The following is a 17861-nucleotide window of genomic DNA, read 5'->3' on the forward strand; positions in this document are numbered from 1 at the left end:
AGCTACGTGTGTGTTTGACTTTGACATAAGAGAGAACCAATGGGGCGTAATTGCCCCATTTTTTGTACTTACTATCTATCGCGTGTTCATAATTGGGTGGCGTTTTTCATGGCACGAACAAAATTCATTAATTTTTCCAGCATGATGTTGGGTTGATGCAAGTTATCTTCAATAATGTTGACAACAGCTGAACCTGAAATTGCACCCGCCGCACCGCCATTGAGAGCGTTCATAACCTGCTCTGGCTCTGAAATGCCAAAACCTTGTATAGCAGGGGCAGCGTGATATTCTTTGAGCTTGTTAATAATATGATTAAGTGGCTGTGGAGCGCGATTTTCACTACCAGTTACTCCCGCTCTTGATAGCAGATAGGTATATCCACGTCCAAATGAAGCAACTTCACGCAGTAAATCATCATTTGCATTAGGGGGACAAATAAAGATCGGGGCAATATCATGCTTTATGGCGGCTGAACGGAAAGGCGATGACTCAGATAACGGCACATCAGCCACAAGTACGGAGTCAACACCCGCATTTTTGCAGCGACGATAAAATTCATCAATGCCATTGTGAAAGACGAGATTGGCATAAACTAACAGGCCAATGGGTATATCAGTGTGTTTAGCTCGAATTTTAGCCAGCAGGTCAAAACATAATGTGGGAGTGACCTTGGATGATAACGCACGCAGATTGGCATTTTGGATAGTTGGGCCGTCAGCCAGGGGATCTGAGAACGGAATACCCAATTCAAGCGCATCAGCAGCACCTGAAATCAAGGTATCAATAATTTCCAACGATAATTCGGGATTAGGATCGCCAAGGGTGACAAAAGGAACAAAAGCGCCTTGTTTTTTGTTTTGCAGCTTCTTAAAAAGTTGTTCGTAACGTCCCATCAGATTTCCCCCCTGGATTTTAAAATATCGTGAACGGTAAAGATGTCTTTGTCACCACGGCCAGATAAATTGACAATGAATAATTGTTCCTTGTCTGGAGACTCATGGATCATTTTCAAGGCATAAGCCAAAGCATGAGAGGATTCCAGTGCAGGAATAATACCTTCATTGCGTGAGAGTTCCTGGAAGGCCTCCAGCGCTTCATCATCAGTAATTGAAACATAATCGGCTCTTCCGATGCTGTTTAAATAGGCATGTTGCGGACCAACGGAAGGAAAATCTAAACCCGCCGAAATGGAATAAGATTCTTCAATCTGCCCGTCTTCTGTCTGCATAATTGGCGTTTTCATGCCAAAGTAAATTCCCAATCTTCCGTGTTTCAATGGGGCACCATGCTCTCCAGTTTCAATACCATGCCCAGCAGGTTCAACACCAATCAAGCGGACATCATTTTCTGGAATGAATTCAGCAAACAAACCGATGGCATTTGAACCACCACCAATGCAGGCAATGACGGCATCAGGTAAACGGCCTTCTTTTTCCAGAATTTGAGCTTTGGCTTCTTCACCAATCATACGTTGAAATTCTCGTACCATTGTCGGATATGGGTGAGGGCCAGCCGCAGTGCCCAATAGATAATGCGCTTTTTCATAGCAACCCGACCAGTCACGCATTGCTTCGTTACAGGCATCTTTCAAGGTTGCCGAGCCGCTATGGACAGGGAGCACTTGTGCCCCCATCAAACGCATGCGAAAAACATTGGGCGATTGGCGTTCAATATCTTTTGCTCCCATATAAATACGGCACTTCAGCCCTAATAACGCACAAGCCAGGGCGGTTGCGACGCCATGTTGACCAGCGCCTGTTTCAGCAATGATTTCATGCTTTCCCATGCGTTTTGCCAACAATGCTTGTCCTAAAACCTGATTGGTTTTGTGAGCACCGCCGTGGAGCAAATCTTCACGTTTCAGGTACAAACGTGTTTTTGTCCCTTTAGTCAGGTTTTGACACAGTGTTAAGGCAGTGGGTCTGCCTGCATAGTTTTTCAGGAGATCCTGAAATGTATGCTGAAATTCAGGATCTTTCTGTGCGTCAATAAAGGCTTCTTCTAATTGGTTAAGTGCAGGGATCAAAATTTGTGGCACAAATTGTCCACCAAAGTCGCCAAAATAAGGATTCAATTTACTCATTGTTCTACTCATCCATTTTTATCTGAAAAATTAGTGATAACAGCGCAATTGTTGAAACACCTGCTTGATTTTCTGGCTGCTTTTGATACCCGGAGACACTTCAATTCCTGAGTTAAAATCCAGTCCATAACAGCCAAATGTTGCTGCCATTTGGCAGTTTTCAGCGTTCAGGCCACCAGCCAGAAAACTGTTATGCTGAATGAGTGGGTTGATTAACTGCCAGTCAAATGATTTTCCTGTTCCTCCTGCTCCGTTATCCAACAATAAGTGATCAACATGAGGTATTGCGGAAACTGCTACAGCATTAGACATATTAATGGCTTTCCAAATTTCACAATGTTCAGGTAGTACCGAGCGTAGGGAGTTAATGTAGTTTTCATCTTCACCTCCGTGCAGTTGAACTGCGGTGAGCGAAAGTTTACGGGCGATATTATTGACAAAATCAATGGGTTGATTTTGAAACACACCAACATATAGAAGAGAGGCTTCATTGATGATTTGTTGAGCTTTTTGCAGACTGATTTTGCGCGGTGATTTTTCAGCAAAAATTAAACCACCGTAAACGGCACCCATTTGCAACGCAGCTTTCGCATCCTGTGGGCGAGTCAGGCCACAAACTTTGTTGTCACCCAAAATCAGGCGGCGTAAAGCGAGATCTAAATTTTGTTGTGCCATTAAAGAACTACCAATAAGAAAACCATCGGCAAACTGGCTCAATTCCCGCACCTGGAGATGTTGGTGGATACCAGATTCACTGATGACGATAGTGTCTTTAGGTAAACCAACAGACAGTCTACGGGTACGCTCTAAATCAATGGACAAATCACGTAGATCTCGGTTATTGATGCCAATAACCTTTGCACCCAATTTAATTGCCCGTTGCCGTTCATCTTCATTACTGACTTCGGTCAGTACACCCATATCAAGACTGTGTGCCAATGCAGACAATTTACGATACGTATCGTCATCAAGGACAGAAAGCATCAGTAAAATAGCATCAGCCTGATAATAACGGGCAAGATAAACCTGATAGGCATCAATAATAAAATCTTTGCACAAAACAGGTTGATGTACCGCAGAACTGACCATTGCCAGAAAATCATAACTGCCCTGAAAGTATTTTTCATCGGTCAAGACAGAGATTGCAGCAGCATAAGGTTGATAAGTTTTTGCAATATGAACGGGATCGAAATCTTCACGAATCAGCCCCTTTGATGGAGATGCCTTTTTGCATTCCAAAATAAAAACGGTTTGCTTATGGGTCAACGCCTGATAAAACCGACGATGACTTGGAACGATAACATCAATAAAGCTTTCCAGCGGTTGCTCTGCCTTACGAGTAACCAGATATGCTGCTTTATCTTCAACAATTTTCTGTAATACGCTGGTTTTCATGATCTAGTCCTTGCTGCCAATGCCGTTACTTTTTCATAAGCCTGGCCGCTGTAAATAGTATCGAGTGCCAATTGAGTATTTTCCCGTAGATCTTCTTGCCCGTGGATCTTCATTAACAGAGCCACATTAGCTGCTACGGCATGAGCATGGGCTTTGCTTCCGTGGCCTTGCAATAACATTGCTAACATGTTGCGGTTTTCTTCAGGTGATCCACCTTTCAGTGAAGATATGGGATGGCTTGGCAAACCAAAATCTGTTGCTGTTAACTGATATTGGCTAATTTCACCGTGATGAAGTTCTGCAACATAGGTTGGTGCATGTAAGGCAACTTCGTCCATTCCTCCACTGTGTACAACGGCGGCGCGTTGATAACCCAAAGCGTGTAAGGTATGGGCTATGGGTTCAACTAATTCAGGGCCATAGACTCCGATGAGAGAAACAGGAGGACGCGCCGGATTGATCAACGGGCCAAGCACATTAAATAATGTTCGAGTTTTTAGTTGCTGGCGAACTTGCACCGCATGACGGAATCCACTGTGATATTGAGGTGCGAACAGGAAGCAGACACCAATTTCATCCAAGGCTCTGCGTGATTTTTCAGCTTGGGCATCCAATGCAATGCCGAATGCAGCTAATAAATCAGATGATCCAGACCGACTGGAAATACTGCGATTTCCATGTTTTACCACCTTAAGGCCACAAGCAGCAGCAATAAAGGCGCTGGCTGTTGAAATATTGATACTATTGGAACCGTCTCCACCTGTGCCGACGATATCACAAAACGTGTAATCAGGGCGAGGAAAGGGGGCTGCGTTTGCCAGGAACGCCTGGGCTGCGCCCGCAATTTCTTGTGGCTGCTCGCCACGCAGCTTCAGGCTAATTAACACAGCAGCCAGTTGTGTATCGCTCAGCTCACCATGAATAATGGCAGTGAATAGCTGCTGGCTTTCTTGTTGTGTCAGTGCCTGAGCACTGAATAATTTGTCAAAAATCAACTGCATTTTTCCATCCCTTTAAGTTTAGTGCCTTTCATTCGATACCCAAACTCACAACCCTTAAATCGTCAGCTCAATGCCCAAGCCAGTGTTTGTTCGAGCAGTTTGGCACCCCGCGTAGTTAAAATAGATTCGGGATGGAACTGAAAACCACAAACTTTGTGCTCATCATGGCGCACAGCCATCACGATATCGCCACATGAAGCAGAGACAGTCAGTGCTGTCGGAGTATGCACAGCGGCAAGAGAATGGTAACGAGCAACAGACAAAGGATTTGGTAGGCCGGAAAACATATCTTTCCCATCATGGATAGCGGGTGTTGCCTTGCCATGCAGAATTTCCTGAGCAGCAGAAACTTTTCCTCCATAAGCTTCAATAATCGCCTGATGTCCAAGACAAATTCCGATTATTGGGATCTGGCCTATCACTTGCTTGATCAATTCAGGCATACAGCCTGCCTCTGAGGGTTTCCCTGGACCGGGGGATAACATTAAAAGAGGAGATTCCATCTCATTAAGTTTGGCAATAATGATGGCTGCTGACACGGTATTGCGATAAATAATGACATGGTGACCATGAGTACGCAGTTGATCCACAAGGTTATATGTGAAGGAATCTACATTATCGAGTAAAAGAATATTAGCCATCAGAATGTTACCTCCACATGATGTGCTTGTGCAATTGCGCGAATAACGGCTCTGGCTTTACTGTGAGTTTCATCTACTTCTGACTGGGGAATGGAGTCCAGCACCACACCTACTCCAACTTGAATGGTAGCTTGGTCGTTTTCCACATAGGCAGAACGGATTACTATGCAGGTATCAAAATCCCCTTTGCCAGTGAAGTAACCGACGGCTCCGCCATAACTGCCACGCCGTTCACCTTCATATTCTGCGATGAGTTGCATCGCCCGAACTTTAGGGGCTCCCGTCAATGTGCCCATATTCATGCTGGCTTGATAGGCATGGAAGACATCTAAATCATGCCGGAGTGTGCCGACAACACGGGAAACCAGATGCATAACAAATGAATAGCGATCGACTTTGGTTAAATCGGCGACATATCGACTGCCTGGTTCGCAGATACGGGCTAAATCGTTGCGAGCTAAATCAACTAACATCACATGCTCAGACATTTCTTTAGCATCCGTGCGCATTTCCAGCTCAATTCGGCTATCAAGATCGGCATCCAATTCCCCGTTGTTATCGCGTCCGCGTGGTCGAGTACCGGCTATCGGATAAATTTCGATCTGGCGGTTGTTGGCATCATATTTAAGAGCACTTTCTGGTGAAGCCCCAAACAGGCAAAAATCCTGATCTTGCATAAAAAACATATAAGGGCTTGGATTTTGTTTTTTCAATACATGATAAGCGCTCAGCGGAGAAGGGCATGGCAAGGTGAAACGACGTGATGGAACTACCTGAAAAATATCCCCTTGACGGATAAATTGCTGTAGCTGGCGTACGATATTTGCGTATTGTTCATCACTTTGATCGCAGCCAACAGTAATACCGGGCAGTGTGACAGGTAAGAGTGGCTGAAGTGGGGCTGAAATAGCTGTAACTAAGGTTGCTAAACGCTCTTTAAGGCGTTTTCTTTCTGAATCGGATTCACCAAACAATAAAGTTTGCAGACGTGAGTGTTTATCTTGATGGTCGATCACTAATAGCGTTTCTGCGAGATAAAAACAGAAATCAGGGCAGCGTTGGCGATCTTCTACTGTAGGCAATGGTTCAAAACCGGCTACTAAATCATAAGCAAACAATCCACCAACAAAAATGGCATCGGGAGATTCTGAGAAGGATGCTAATGCTGTCAGGGCACGCAATGCATCAAAAACTGAATCGGATTTTAGCCGGCTGTCTTCGTCCAGATTGTGCTCAATAGCAGGAAACCGTGCTTGCATAACCTTCGGCTCTACGTCTAATTGGGCTTTGTCTGAAAGTAAATTCGCGAGTATCGGGATCAGGTTTTGGCCATTTTCAGTGAGTGCTTCAAAAGTAACTTGACGCCCATTGGCTGTAATGCGCATAGCGCTATCAATGATCAGGATGCTTTTGAGATTCTTTTTACTGTGAATTTCAGCAGAATCCAGCAATAACGTTGCTGGGCGATTACTACAAAGTTGGTGAAAAAGCAGTGTTGGATCTGTCTGGTAGAGAGTATCCACCTGACTTATAGAGATATTAAATTCTTTGCCAGTCATCTTCATACCCCATTTCTAATCTTTATTCATAAAAACTTGCGTTATAAGAAAATAGCTACAAAAAAACCCGCCTCTTGAGGGCGGGTTTTGGCACTTGCGTATCTATTCTTGATTTATGTGCGTGAGCCAACCGCCCTGACTGGGAAGTTGTGCCACCAACGCTTTGACTGCTTAGGTTGCATAAATACGCTCATTTCGAGTGCCTCATTGATTCAATGGATTTTTGATAAAGGTTTTTTTAGTAAAGAGTGTTTCAGTTAACCTGTGTACTAGTAAACTGGTTCGAGGTTTGCTTGTCAATGATTTTTTTTACTCTTGTGTTATCATTACCGCTTTGCGCTTGATTGCGCTTCATATCACTTTAATCGATAGTGCCTTTTTCCCATCCGAAAAACAGGTAAAAAAACAATGACTGAAGCCGCCAGTGAAATGACAAAACGCTATGATCTGCATAGCCATACGACCGCTTCAGATGGTGTTTTATCACCTGAGCAGCTCGTGGACAGAGCCATTGCTATGGGTATTGATGTACTGGCAATTACCGATCATGATACGACGGAGGGTATTCCGTCTGCTTTAAATCATATTCAGCAAAATAATTTGCCATTAACATTGATATCCGGCGTTGAAATTTCGACATTATGGCAAAATCTGGAAATTCATATCGTTGGCTTACACATTGATATCAACTCTATTTCCTTACGGAAGTTTTTAGCGCATCAAGTTGATTTAAGGCAACAGCGTGGTATTGAAATGGGGCAACGGTTGGCCAAAGCAGGCATTGCCGATGCTTGGGAAGGTGCATCTAGATTAGCCAATGGTGGACAAGTCACTCGCGGCCATTTTGCCCGTTATTTGGTAGAAACGGGAGTTGTACCGACTATCCCGAAAGTGTTCAAAAAATATCTGGTAAAGGGAAAAATCGGTTATGTCCCACCGCAATGGTGTACAATCGAGCAGGCTATTGAAACCATTCATCAGGCAGGGGGACGGGCTGTGATTGCCCATCCCGGTAGGTATAATTTGTCGACGAAGTGGCTAAAACGGTTAATAGTTTGGTTTAAACAACATGGTGGTGATGCAATGGAAGTTGCACAGTGCCAGCAAGCCCCTAATGAAAGACAACAACTTGGTCAGCTGGCAAGAGAATATGGGTTGAAAGTATCATTAGGATCGGATTTTCACCAACCTTGTTCATGGATAGAACTTGGGCGCAATTTGTGGTTACCCGGTGATGTTGTACCGATATGGCACGATTGGTCACGGCTTGGGGCTGCATAGAAGTATAGAGGTTATATTTATGAGCCAGTTTTTTTATATCCACCCTGACAATCCACAAATCCGTCTTATTGATCAAAGTGTGGATGTACTGAAAAAAGGCGGAGTTATCATCTATCCTACTGATTCAGGTTATGCCATTGGTTGTTGCCTTGAAAATAAGGATGCTATGACCCGTATATGCCGTATTCGCCAATTGGAAGGACGCCACAATTTTACGTTGATGTGTCGTGACTTGTCTGAAATTGCCACTTATGCTCATGTAGATAATCAGGCGTTCAGGTTGATCAAAAATAACACGCCAGGCAATTACACTTTTATTTTACAGGCGACAAAAGAAGTACCGCGTCGCTTGATGAATGAAAAACGCAAAACCATCGGCTTGCGAGTTCCTTCTAATCCTATTGCGTTGGCCTTGCTGGAAGGGATGTGTGAGCCATTGATGTCATGTAGCTTAATTTTGCCCGGAAATGATTTTGCCGAATCTGATCCTGAAGAGATTAAGGATACTTTGGGTAAACAAGTTGATTTAATCATTCACGGTGGTTATCTTGGGCAGCAACCGACGACGGTAATAGATTTGACTGGGGATTCACCAGTAATTCTTCGTGAAGGCGAAGGTGATGTAACACCTTTTTTATAAAGTGTACGTTTTTTTTAAAGTATACGATTCAATTTTTATTTAGTATCACGACGCCTGTGAAGGCGACAATAGAGGTTGCTCAATGAGCGATAAAACAGAAAAGTTACAAAAAGTTCTCGCGCGTTCTGGTCATGGTTCCCGTCGCGAAATCGAGGGGTATATCCAACAAGGACGCATTAGCATTGATGGTAAGATTGCAACGTTGGGTGATCGAATCGAAGTTAAGCCCTCAATAAAAATTCGTCTGGATGGACGGATCTTAAATATCAAAGAGCCACAGAAAACAATTTGCCGTGTTTTGGCTTATTATAAACCGGAAGGTGAATTGTGTACCCGCCATGATCCTGAAGGCCGTCCGACTGTGTTTGATCGTCTGCCAAAAATGCAAGGCGCACGCTGGATTGCGGTAGGGCGTCTGGATATTAATACCAGCGGGTTGTTGTTGTTTACTACCGATGGGGAATTGGCTAACCGTTTAATGCACCCAAGCCGCGAAGTTGAGCGTGAATATGCAGTTCGTGTGTTCGGTGAAGTCGATAACGCAAAACTCCGTCAATTGACACAAGGTGTACAACTGGAAGATGGCCCGGCTTCATTTAAGACCATTGCGTTTAAAGGTGGAGAAGGTATCAACCAATGGTACAACGTTACTCTGACAGAAGGCCGTAATCGCGAAGTCAGACGCTTATGGGAAGCCGTTGGTGTGCAAGTCAGCCGCCTGATCCGTGTGCGTTATGGCGATATCGATCTGCCGAAAGGTTTGCCGCGTGGTGGCTGGACTGAGTTGGGGTTGGAACAGACTAACTATTTACGTCAATTGGTTGATTTGGATGAAGAGATTTTGACCAAAGTCGCTGTTGGGCGTGATCAACGCCGCGTTAAGGCTAATCAGATCCGCCGCGCGGTAAGACGACATACTCAGGTTGTATCCCGTCCGGCAGGAAAACGTCCTGCAAGCAGTTCTCGTCAGAATGCAGGGAAGAAGACCACATCTAAAGGTCGTTAATACGTTTAAGCCGCTGTTTCAGCCATATCAGCATTTATCTAAAGCGATTGAAACAGCGGATTCATTTACCAATCAATGCCTTTCTGTGCCTTAATTCCGGCATTAAACGCATGTTTTGCCGGGCGCATTTCCGTAATCGTATCGGCATATTCCAGTAATTCTCGATGGCATCCTCTGCCTGTGATAATCACACTTTGATGGGCAGGACGCTGTTTAAGGGCAGTCAGAACCTCGGTGAGTTCTAAGTAACCATAACTAACCATATAGGTTAATTCATCCAGCACTACAAGGTGCAATGAAGGATCAGATAGCATTGCCGCAGCCTGTTTCCAGGCTGTTTGACAGGCTGCTGTGTCTGATTCGCGATTTTGAGTCTCCCATGTGAAACCTGTTGCCATCACATGAAATTCAACACCTTGCTGTATCAGCAAGTTCCTTTCACCGCTTTCCCATGTCCCTTTGATGAATTGGATAACACCAGCACGTTGTCCATGCCCGATTGCACGAGTAACTGTGCCAAATGCAGCGGTAGTTTTTCCTTTACCGTTTCCTGTGAACACAATAACAATCCCCCGTTCTTGTTGTGCTGCTTCAATACGGGCATCGACTTTTTCTTTCAGGCGTTGTTGCCTTTTCTGGTACTGGCTATTATCTCTGGTCACGATTCAGCAGGTCCCGCTTTGCGTCCGGGTTGAGCATCAAAACTGATGCCAGAATCATTTCGGCTGTCATCTCCCATTACATAAAGATAGACAGGCATAATATCCGCTGGTGTTTTTAACTTAGCGGGATTTTCATCAGGAAAAGCACATGCTCGCATGCTGGTGCTTGTTCCGCCAGGATTGATGCAGTTAATACGCAGGGAAGTATCCCGATATTCTTGTGCCAAAACTTGCATTAGGCCTTCTGTAGCAAATTTGGAAACAGCATATGCTCCCCAACCACTTCTGCCCTCACGGCCGACACTGGAGCTGGTGAACACCAAAGAAGCGCTAGTGGATTTTAATAATAGAGGGATCAATGCCTGAGTCAGCATAAAAGTAGCGTTGACATTCACTTGCATCACTTCATGCCAAAGTTGTACAGGCTGTTCTACGATAGGGGAAACAGCACCAAGAAGCCCAGCGTTGTGCAAGACACCATCCAAATGTGAATAATGCTGGGCCAGATAGTTGGCGAAAGTTTGGCATTCTTCTGCGGTCACTGTCAGCAGATCCATCGTATAAATGTCAGCAGATAAACCACTATCGTTTGCAATTTGCTGCCTGACTGCTTCCAGTTTAGCGGTGGTACGTCCCAGCAGAATAACTTGTGCACCGTGGCGGGCATAAGTCAGCGCGGCTTCGCGCCCAATGCCATCGCCAGCACCGGTTATTAAAATAATTTTTTGTTGTAGCAGATGACTATTGGGTTGGTAATCAAACATCGAACAATCTTCCTATATTGCTTGTGAATCTATGACTGCCATTTCAGGATGGCTCATACAGGTCATCATCAGAACAAAACTTAAGGTTCCCGTCAAATTTGCCTGCATTGGTGAAAAATGGGTAAAAGAGTGTAACTCCAATTGAGATAGGTTAAGCAAACTGTTAGGGCAAGGTATTCGGTTTTTAGTTAGAATGAAACAAACATATTGTTCATCAATTAATAAAGGTGGAGCTGTGGAATATTTGTCTCTATACGGATTGTTCTTAGCCAAAGTGCTCACGGTGGTTTTGGCAATCGCCATTCTGACGGTCGTTTGTATCGGATTAGGTGTACGTAAAACAATGCACAAAGGGGAATTGAAGCTGACTAATCTTGGTAAGTCATACAAGGAAAGACAGCGCCAGATGCAGCAGGCTCGAATGAGTGAAGCAGAACAAAAAATTTGGCAAAAAACATTTAAAAAACAGCAAAAAAGTGACGCTAAACAGAAAAAAGCGGAAGCCAAAACGGGTCAGAAAGGCATACAGAAGCCAAATCTTTATGTTTTGGACTTTAAAGGTAGTATGGATGCCCGTGAAGTGGAGTCACTCCGCGAAGAGATCAGTGCAATACTGGCTGTGGCTGACAAAAAAGATGAAGTTTTGCTGCGACTGGAAAGTCCTGGTGGTGTGGTTCATGGATATGGACTGGCAGCATCTCAATTGGTTCGTTTGCGGCAGAAAGAGATACGTCTGACAATTGCCGTGGATAAAGTAGCTGCAAGTGGTGGATACATGATGGCTTGTGTGGCTGATCGCATTATTGCTGCACCGTTTGCCATTATCGGTTCCATTGGCGTTGTGGCTCAATTACCAAATATTCATAGGTTATTGAAGAAAAATGATATTGATGTTGAATTGCATACTGCGGGCGAATATAAACGTACCCTGACTGTTCTGGGAGAAAATACTGAACAGGGACGCAAGAAATTTCAGGAAGATTTGAACGAAACGCATAAGTTATTCAAATCATTTATCCATCAATATCGTCCATCTTTGGATGTGGAAAACGTAGCTACTGGTGAATATTGGTACGGTACACAAGCAAAAGAAAATGGGTTGATTGATGATGTGGGTGTCAGTGATGATTTTCTGATTGAAAAAATTGAACATTGTGAAGTAATCGGTGTTAATTATTATCGCCGCAAACGTGCCATAGACCGTTTTATGGGGAGTGCGATGGAGAACGTTGACAAATTGTTTATGCGTTGGTGGCAAAGGGGAGAAAAACCTTTGTTGTAACGGAAAAATCAGTTACCTAAAACTACCGCAGATATTATGCGGGTAAATAGAAGAGATTTATATATCCTTTATTGCCCGCATATTTATTGATAATTGATTAACCAATCAGGGATGATACTCCGTTCTCTTTGTTCCGCGCTCTCTGCGTACATGCCTTGTATAAAATCTTCGTGTTTCTTAATGATTTCATTTACTTTTTTTAGTAACTGCTTTCGCTTAACAGGCATGGTTTTAGTTTTCATTTATTGTGCTCCTTCAAAAAATAAGTTGTTGCGCATCGTTTTTTATCAGGTAGAGTGTGGGCTTTTCGTCATGCAGATGGAAGATTTTGTTTACAACTGTTAAAACATACAATTGTATGGTTTGTGTAGGTATATAAAATATCCTAAATATTTCAAAGGGTTTTGCGCTTAAGCAAAGGTACAAGATAAAAATTAGTTGATATCTTGCAAATCTATCGCAATATAAAAAGAGGTTTTATTTTATATATCGCAACATAACGCCGTGATTTTCGCCATCTGAAAAGAAGATAATTAGGTAAAGGTAACTATGGCTAAAGCTCTTGTTATAGTGGAGTCCCCGGCAAAAGCCAAAACAATCAATAAATATCTGGGGAATGACTACGTTGTAAAATCCAGTGTAGGTCATATCCGTGATTTGCCGACGAGTGGAACAGTGAGTCAAAAGAGTTCAAGCTCATCTACCGATAAGAATAAAAAGAGAGCAAAAAAAGATGAGAAAACGGCGCTGATCATCCGTATGGGTGTCGATCCTTATCATGATTGGGAAGCGAACTATCAAATTTTGCCAGGCAAAGAAAAAGTTGTTTCAGAGCTGAAAACGCTGGCTGAAAAAGCTGATCATATCTATCTTGCAACAGACCTTGACCGCGAAGGGGAGGCTATTGCATGGCATCTGCGAGAAGTGATTGGTGGAGATGAATCCCGTTTCAGCCGGGTTGTATTCAATGAAATTACCAAAAATGCAATCACACAGGCTTTTGATAATCCCGGTGAATTGAATCTTGACCGTGTGAATGCCCAGCAAGCGCGTCGTTTTATGGATCGCGTTGTAGGTTACATGGTTTCACCGCTACTGTGGAAAAAAGTTGCCAGAGGGTTATCCGCTGGGCGGGTGCAATCTGTCGCAGTTCGTCTTGTGGTTGAGCGGGAACGTGAAATCAAGGCATTTGTGCCGGAAGAATATTGGCAACTGCACGCGGATTTAATGGCTAAGGGTGATATCTCTCTCCATATGGAAGTTACCCATGAGAAGGGAAAACCATTTAAACCCGTAAATGCGCAACAAACGCAGTCAGCAGTATCTCTGCTTGAAAAAGCGAGATACAAAGTGATTGAGCGTGAAGATCGTCCAACATCGAGTAAGCCAGGTGCACCATTCATTACCTCAACATTGCAACAGGCTGCAAGTACACGGCTTGGGTTTGGGGTTAAAAAAACCATGATGATGGCGCAACGCTTATATGAAGCTGGGTATATCACTTATATGCGTACCGATTCGACTAACTTGAGTCAGGACGCGTTGGAAATGGTTCGTGGTTATATCAGTAACCATTTTGGTGATAAATACTTGCCGAAAAGTGTCAATGTTTACAGCAGCAAGGAAAACTCTCAGGAAGCCCATGAGGCGATTCGACCTTCTGATGTTAATGTCATGGCAGAAGAATTGAAAGATATGGAAACTGATGCACAAAAATTGTATCAGCTTATCTGGCGTCAATTCATTGCTTGTCAGATGACACCTGCGAAATATGATTCCACGACATTGATCGTTCAAGCTGGCGATTTTGAGTTACGCGCCAAAGGCCGTACTCTGCGTTTTGATGGTTGGACAAAAGTCATGCCGATTTTGCGCAAAGGAGATGAAGATAATACTTTGCCGGTGGTGGAAGTGGGCACAGAGCTTGATGTGCAACAGTTGATACCAAGCCAGCACTTTACAAAACCACCTGCGCGTTTCAGTGAAGCGTCCTTGGTCAGGGAGTTGGAAAAACGTGGGATTGGTCGTCCATCGACTTATGCATCAATTATTTCAACCATTCAAGAGCGTGGTTATGTTTGCGTTGAAAATCGGCGGTTCTATGCAGAGAAAATGGGTGAAATTGTCAATGATCGTTTGGAAGAAAATTTCAACGAATTGATGAACTACGATTTTACGGCAAGAATGGAAGACCAGCTCGATCATGTAGCCAACAATGACGCAAATTGGAAAGGCGTTTTGGACGAATTTTTCTCCAATTTCAGTGAACAGCTTGATGTTGCCAGTAAAGAACCAGATGAAGGCGGAATGCGCCCGAACCCGATGGTGATTACCTCAATTGGGTGCCCGACCTGTAGCCGTCCAATGGGAATTCGTACTGCAACAACAGGGGTATTTCTTGGCTGCTCTGGTTACGTGTTGTCACCTAAAGAGCGATGCAAGCAGACGATTAACCTTATCCCGGAAAATGAAATCCTAAATGTCCTGGAAGGGGATGATGCTGAAACCAATGCATTGCGTGCTCGTCGGCGCTGTAAAAATTGTGGTACAGCGATGGACAGTTATTTGATTGATAACCAGCGTAAATTGCACGTATGCGGTAATAACCCGGAGTGTGATGGTTATGAAGTTGAAGAAGGTGAATTCCGCATTAAGGGTTATGACGGTCCGATAGTTGAGTGTGATAAGTGCGGTTCAGAAATGCACCTGAAAATGGGGCGTTTTGGTAAGTACATGGGTTGTACAAACGAAGGGTGTAAAAATACCCGTAAAATTTTGCGTAATGGGGAAGTGGCGCCACCGAAAGAAGATCCGGTTCCGTTACCTGAGCTGGCATGTGAAAAATCGGATGCTTACTTTGTTCTGCGTGATGGTGCAGCAGGGGTGTTTTTAGCAGCCAACACCTTCCCTAAATCTCGCGAAACGCGAGCACCATTAGTTGAAGAGCTTGTTCGGTTCAAAGATCGCTTGCCGGAAAAATTGCGTTATTTAGCGCAAGCGCCTGTTGCTGATCCGGAAGGGAATAAAACAGTTGTTCGTTTTAGCCGTAAAACTAAACAGCAGTACGTTTCGTCAGAGAAAAATGGCAAGGCCACCAGATGGACCGCATTTTTTGTTGAAGGGGCTTGGGTTGTGAAAGAAAAGTAATCGATCTTTAAGATAAATTTGTGCATTATATCCTCATTTATTGGGTATAATTCATAGAAATATATTTAGAGATATATTTCTTTTTTTATGGGAAATGTAACTTTTCTTTCTAAAAAGCCAGTTCTATGGACTGGCTTTTTTTGTATTTCGACAAAATTAAAACACAATATATCTGCAACAGGTGCTTGATAATAGTTACTCATCTTAATTATTTGTTATATAAATATATAGCAAGTGTTATAGTGGTTATATTCCTACAGATATATATTCTATATAGTTATAAGTGAGTAACCATTAGCAATATAGCAATTGGTTAAACTACAAAACGTTCATACATTTGATTATTAGGGACAGTGCTGATATGAAACTACAGCAATTGCGTTATATTGTAGAGGTGGTTAACCACAATCTAAATGTATCTTCTACAGCAGAAGGGTTGTATACCTCTCAACCGGGGATCAGCAAACAAGTCAGGATGCTCGAAGATGAGCTGGGGATTCAGATATTTGCTCGTAGTGGTAAACATTTGACGCACGTGACTCCAGCTGGTGAAGAAATTGTCCGTATTTCACGTGAGGTTCTGTCAAAAATTGATTCAATTCGTTCTGTTGCCAGTGAACACACCTATCCAGATCGCGGTTCTTTATATATAGCGACGACCCATACACAAGCAAGATATGCTTTACCTCCTGTTATTAAGGGCTTTATTGAACGTTATCCCAATGTATCACTGCATATGCATCAAGGTTCTCCAACGCAAATTGCGGAAGAGGTATGCAAAGGAAATAGTGATTTTGCGATAGCAACAGAAGCACTGCATCTCTATAGCGATCTGATTATGTTGCCTTGTTATCATTGGAACCGTTCTATTGTGGTGACGAAAGATCACCCTCTTGCTAGTAGACAGAATGTGACGATTGAAGAACTGGCTGAATATCCGATTGTAACCTATACGTTTGGTTTTACTGGGCGCTCTGAGTTGGATGTTGCTTTTGATCGGGTTGGTTTGAAACCTAAAATCGTATTTACGGCAACAGATGCCGATGTGATTAAAACTTATGTGCGGTTAGGGTTAGGGATTGGTGTGATTGCCAGTATGGCCGTAGAACCCGTTAAGGACGGTGATTTAGTACGTATTGATATGCGTGATCAATTCGGTTACAGCACTACCAAGATCGGCTTTCGACGCAGTAGTTTTCTGCGCAGTTATATGTATGATTTTATTTGGCGTTTCGCGCCACATTTGACGCGTGATGTCGTGGATAAAGCCATTGCGTTACGCTCCAATGAAGAAATCGAAGAAATGTTCAAAGATATCGAACTGCCGATAGTGTAAAAAGATATTTACTATCAGAAAAATAGATATAAATAAGATAGATAGTGTCAAGAAGATTAAACCACCTCCAAACAGCAGGCAGGTGGTTGATCTTTTATTTTATGTCCCCTTTGGACTCATTGTCTTAAATTCACCACTGAAAAAATTGTCAGAATTTTCTATTGAAGATTTTTGATTTTTGAGAATGAAATTATCGAAAGCTATTTTAACTTCGTGATTTTCTAACGATTGATAATGAAATAAGGAAATACAAGAGGAGTAAGTAAATTCAACATTAATATTCTCGCTAGAAGCGCAATTTGACGTCACTGTTGAGTTGGTTCTGTCAAAATCTATTTTATAGAGTTTTATTTTAGGGGCATACATGACCCGATCTTCAACGCCAATTGCTTCAATAACACTGGCTAATGTGAGGGTGGAATAATGATCTCCATTCCGTTTTAAACCCAGCCTTATAGCATCACCTTGTTTTTGCAAAAAATCGGAAAAGCTTTTCAGGCTTGGAGAGTTTGCATTTAAAATAATATCCATGATGAGTTGGAGTAAATTAGTTGCAATAGAAACGCCTTTCATTTCATGCTGATAGGTTTGACTTTCGACATTCATGATACTCATCAAGGGCAGTTTTGCCATGATATCACCCCAAAATTGAATGTCAGTCTTATATTTTTTGCCATGAGTATTGGTATATTTGGCGATATAATCGGCGGCTATTGAAGAAAGGGCGATCTGTATTTTTTTGATTTCATTCATTTTCTGTATGACACTGCCTTTGTCGACAATATTTGAAGTAATAATAAATTGGACAAGGCCGTCTGTATCACTAAGCTGATAATCCGACAAGGAAAATTTATCTCTAATGCCAGCCGAAAAAAACTGATCGGCTTGTTTTATATGGCTCAGGTAATGTTGGTATTCTTTGTTTTTTTCTGTATCCATAATTTTGCCTCCAATCTCTAATAAACGTATTGAGTATCCTGAATATACCTTTATTTTTCAAATTTCAATTTGAAACCTATTAGCCAGAAATGCGTAGAAACTTTAGAGTCAATTCAATCAAACTC

16 protein-coding genes and 1 other annotated feature are annotated in these 17861 nt (G+C 42.9%); of the genes, 6 read left to right on the plus strand and 10 right to left on the minus strand.

Translation table 11 applies throughout. The features are described from left to right. Nucleotides 1-86: 86 nt before the first annotated feature. The 6 genes from trpA to BDE27_RS06365 all read right to left on the minus strand — a co-directional run bounded on the left by trpA (nucleotide 87) and on the right by BDE27_RS06365 (nucleotide 6679). Nucleotides 87-893: a tryptophan synthase subunit alpha gene (trpA, locus tag BDE27_RS06340; protein WP_099132383.1), complete on the minus strand. Its 807-nt coding sequence runs from the start codon at nucleotides 891-893 to the stop codon at nucleotides 87-89. Further along, the gene (trpB, locus tag BDE27_RS06345) at nucleotides 893-2083 is read right to left on the minus strand and encodes a tryptophan synthase subunit beta (protein WP_099132384.1); all 1191 of its coding nucleotides are present in this window, start codon (nucleotides 2081-2083) and stop codon (nucleotides 893-895) included. The genes trpA and trpB overlap by 1 nt, the downstream gene beginning before the upstream one ends. Before the next feature lie 30 nt (nucleotides 2084-2113). Further along, nucleotides 2114-3478 (minus strand): bifunctional indole-3-glycerol-phosphate synthase TrpC/phosphoribosylanthranilate isomerase TrpF, encoded by a 1365-nt coding sequence (gene trpCF / locus BDE27_RS06350; protein WP_099132385.1) that lies wholly within the window; start codon nucleotides 3476-3478, stop codon nucleotides 2114-2116. Then, entirely contained in the window at nucleotides 3475-4479 is a 1005-nt protein-coding gene (trpD, locus tag BDE27_RS06355; protein ID WP_099132386.1) for an anthranilate phosphoribosyltransferase, read from the minus strand. The genes trpCF and trpD overlap by 4 nt, the downstream gene beginning before the upstream one ends. A gap of 62 nt (nucleotides 4480-4541) precedes the next feature. Beyond that, a complete protein-coding gene (locus BDE27_RS06360; RefSeq protein WP_099132387.1) occupies nucleotides 4542-5120 on the minus strand; it encodes a glutamine amidotransferase-related protein in 579 nt (192 codons plus the stop codon). Next, nucleotides 5120-6679, minus strand: a complete 1560-nt coding sequence (locus tag BDE27_RS06365) for an anthranilate synthase component 1 (RefSeq protein WP_099132388.1) — start codon at nucleotides 6677-6679, stop codon at nucleotides 5120-5122. The genes BDE27_RS06360 and BDE27_RS06365 overlap by 1 nt, the downstream gene beginning before the upstream one ends. A 57-nt stretch (nucleotides 6680-6736) precedes the next feature. Further along, nucleotides 6737-6843: a sequence feature (Trp leader region), on the minus strand. 244 nt (nucleotides 6844-7087) lie between these two features. On the opposite strand from BDE27_RS06365, the gene rnm reads away from it, so the two are divergent. The 3 genes from rnm to rluB all read left to right on the plus strand — a co-directional run bounded on the left by rnm (nucleotide 7088) and on the right by rluB (nucleotide 9606). Then, complete coding sequence (gene rnm / locus BDE27_RS06370) at nucleotides 7088-7960, plus strand: RNase RNM (RefSeq protein ID WP_099132389.1); 873 nt, start codon at nucleotides 7088-7090, stop codon at nucleotides 7958-7960. A 19-nt stretch (nucleotides 7961-7979) separates the two neighbouring features. After that, a complete protein-coding gene (locus BDE27_RS06375) occupies nucleotides 7980-8600 on the plus strand; it encodes an L-threonylcarbamoyladenylate synthase (protein ID WP_099132390.1) in 621 nt (206 codons plus the stop codon). A gap of 82 nt (nucleotides 8601-8682) precedes the next feature. Then, on the plus strand, nucleotides 8683-9606 hold the full coding sequence (gene rluB / locus BDE27_RS06380; RefSeq protein WP_099132391.1) for a 23S rRNA pseudouridine(2605) synthase RluB: 924 nt from the start codon (nucleotides 8683-8685) through the stop codon (nucleotides 9604-9606). Nucleotides 9607-9671: 65 nt separating this feature from the next. Here rluB and cobO read toward each other — a convergent pair whose 3' ends face one another. Both cobO and BDE27_RS06390 read right to left on the minus strand, forming a co-directional pair. Continuing rightward, nucleotides 9672-10268 (minus strand): cob(I)yrinic acid a,c-diamide adenosyltransferase, encoded by a 597-nt coding sequence (gene cobO / locus BDE27_RS06385; protein WP_099132392.1) that lies wholly within the window; start codon nucleotides 10266-10268, stop codon nucleotides 9672-9674. Further along, nucleotides 10265-11032: a YciK family oxidoreductase gene (locus tag BDE27_RS06390; RefSeq protein WP_099132393.1), complete on the minus strand. Its 768-nt coding sequence runs from the start codon at nucleotides 11030-11032 to the stop codon at nucleotides 10265-10267. Before BDE27_RS06390 ends, cobO begins: the two co-directional genes overlap by 4 nt. A 235-nt stretch (nucleotides 11033-11267) precedes the next feature. Here BDE27_RS06390 and sohB point away from each other — a divergent pair, with 235 nt between their 5' ends. Further along, nucleotides 11268-12314 (plus strand): protease SohB, encoded by a 1047-nt coding sequence (sohB, locus tag BDE27_RS06395; RefSeq protein ID WP_099132442.1) that lies wholly within the window; start codon nucleotides 11268-11270, stop codon nucleotides 12312-12314. An 83-nt stretch (nucleotides 12315-12397) separates the two neighbouring features. On the opposite strand, the gene BDE27_RS06400 is transcribed toward sohB, so the two are convergent. Further along, the gene (locus BDE27_RS06400; protein ID WP_120211330.1) at nucleotides 12398-12556 is read right to left on the minus strand and encodes a DUF2498 family protein; all 159 of its coding nucleotides are present in this window, start codon (nucleotides 12554-12556) and stop codon (nucleotides 12398-12400) included. A gap of 307 nt (nucleotides 12557-12863) precedes the next feature. Between BDE27_RS06400 and topA the strand changes: the two genes are divergently transcribed. Together topA and cysB are read left to right on the plus strand one after the other, a co-directional pair. Beyond that, a complete protein-coding gene (gene topA, locus BDE27_RS06405; RefSeq protein ID WP_099132394.1) occupies nucleotides 12864-15461 on the plus strand; it encodes a type I DNA topoisomerase in 2598 nt (865 codons plus the stop codon). A gap of 361 nt (nucleotides 15462-15822) precedes the next feature. Continuing rightward, on the plus strand, nucleotides 15823-16797 hold the full coding sequence (gene cysB, locus BDE27_RS06410) for an HTH-type transcriptional regulator CysB (RefSeq protein ID WP_099132395.1): 975 nt from the start codon (nucleotides 15823-15825) through the stop codon (nucleotides 16795-16797). Nucleotides 16798-16896: 99 nt separating this feature from the next. On the opposite strand, the gene BDE27_RS06415 is transcribed toward cysB, so the two are convergent. After that, nucleotides 16897-17736 (minus strand): hypothetical protein, encoded by an 840-nt coding sequence (locus BDE27_RS06415; protein WP_099132396.1) that lies wholly within the window; start codon nucleotides 17734-17736, stop codon nucleotides 16897-16899. Between the last annotated feature and the right edge of the window lie 125 nt (nucleotides 17737-17861).

Origin of the sequence: Xenorhabdus ehlersii, from assembly GCF_003610465.1 — a bacterium.
Classification (GTDB): domain Bacteria; phylum Pseudomonadota; class Gammaproteobacteria; order Enterobacterales; family Enterobacteriaceae; genus Xenorhabdus; species Xenorhabdus ehlersii.

What these genes read in the sequence shown, in the direction of transcription:
- trpCF (WP_099132385.1), bottom strand. Translation starts at nt 3,478, where the DNA reads ATGAAAACCAGCGTATTACAGAAAATTGTTGAAGATAAAGCAGCATAT.
- BDE27_RS06390 (WP_099132393.1), bottom strand. Translation starts at nt 11,032, where the DNA reads ATGTTTGATTACCAACCCAATAGTCATCTGCTACAACAAAAAATTATT.
- BDE27_RS06365 (WP_099132388.1), bottom strand. Translation starts at nt 6,679, where the DNA reads ATGACTGGCAAAGAATTTAATATCTCTATAAGTCAGGTGGATACTCTC.
- cysB (WP_099132395.1), top strand. Translation starts at nt 15,823, where the DNA reads ATGAAACTACAGCAATTGCGTTATATTGTAGAGGTGGTTAACCACAAT.
- BDE27_RS06415 (WP_099132396.1), bottom strand. Translation starts at nt 17,736, where the DNA reads ATGGATACAGAAAAAAACAAAGAATACCAACATTACCTGAGCCATATA.
- trpA (WP_099132383.1), bottom strand. Translation starts at nt 893, where the DNA reads ATGGGACGTTACGAACAACTTTTTAAGAAGCTGCAAAACAAAAAACAA.
- trpD (WP_099132386.1), bottom strand. Translation starts at nt 4,479, where the DNA reads ATGCAGTTGATTTTTGACAAATTATTCAGTGCTCAGGCACTGACACAA.
- BDE27_RS06375 (WP_099132390.1), top strand. Translation starts at nt 7,980, where the DNA reads ATGAGCCAGTTTTTTTATATCCACCCTGACAATCCACAAATCCGTCTT.
- rluB (WP_099132391.1), top strand. Translation starts at nt 8,683, where the DNA reads ATGAGCGATAAAACAGAAAAGTTACAAAAAGTTCTCGCGCGTTCTGGT.
- BDE27_RS06360 (WP_099132387.1), bottom strand. Translation starts at nt 5,120, where the DNA reads ATGGCTAATATTCTTTTACTCGATAATGTAGATTCCTTCACATATAAC.
- rnm (WP_099132389.1), top strand. Translation starts at nt 7,088, where the DNA reads ATGACTGAAGCCGCCAGTGAAATGACAAAACGCTATGATCTGCATAGC.
- BDE27_RS06400 (WP_120211330.1), bottom strand. Translation starts at nt 12,556, where the DNA reads ATGAAAACTAAAACCATGCCTGTTAAGCGAAAGCAGTTACTAAAAAAA.
- topA (WP_099132394.1), top strand. Translation starts at nt 12,864, where the DNA reads ATGGCTAAAGCTCTTGTTATAGTGGAGTCCCCGGCAAAAGCCAAAACA.
- trpB (WP_099132384.1), bottom strand. Translation starts at nt 2,083, where the DNA reads ATGAGTAAATTGAATCCTTATTTTGGCGACTTTGGTGGACAATTTGTG.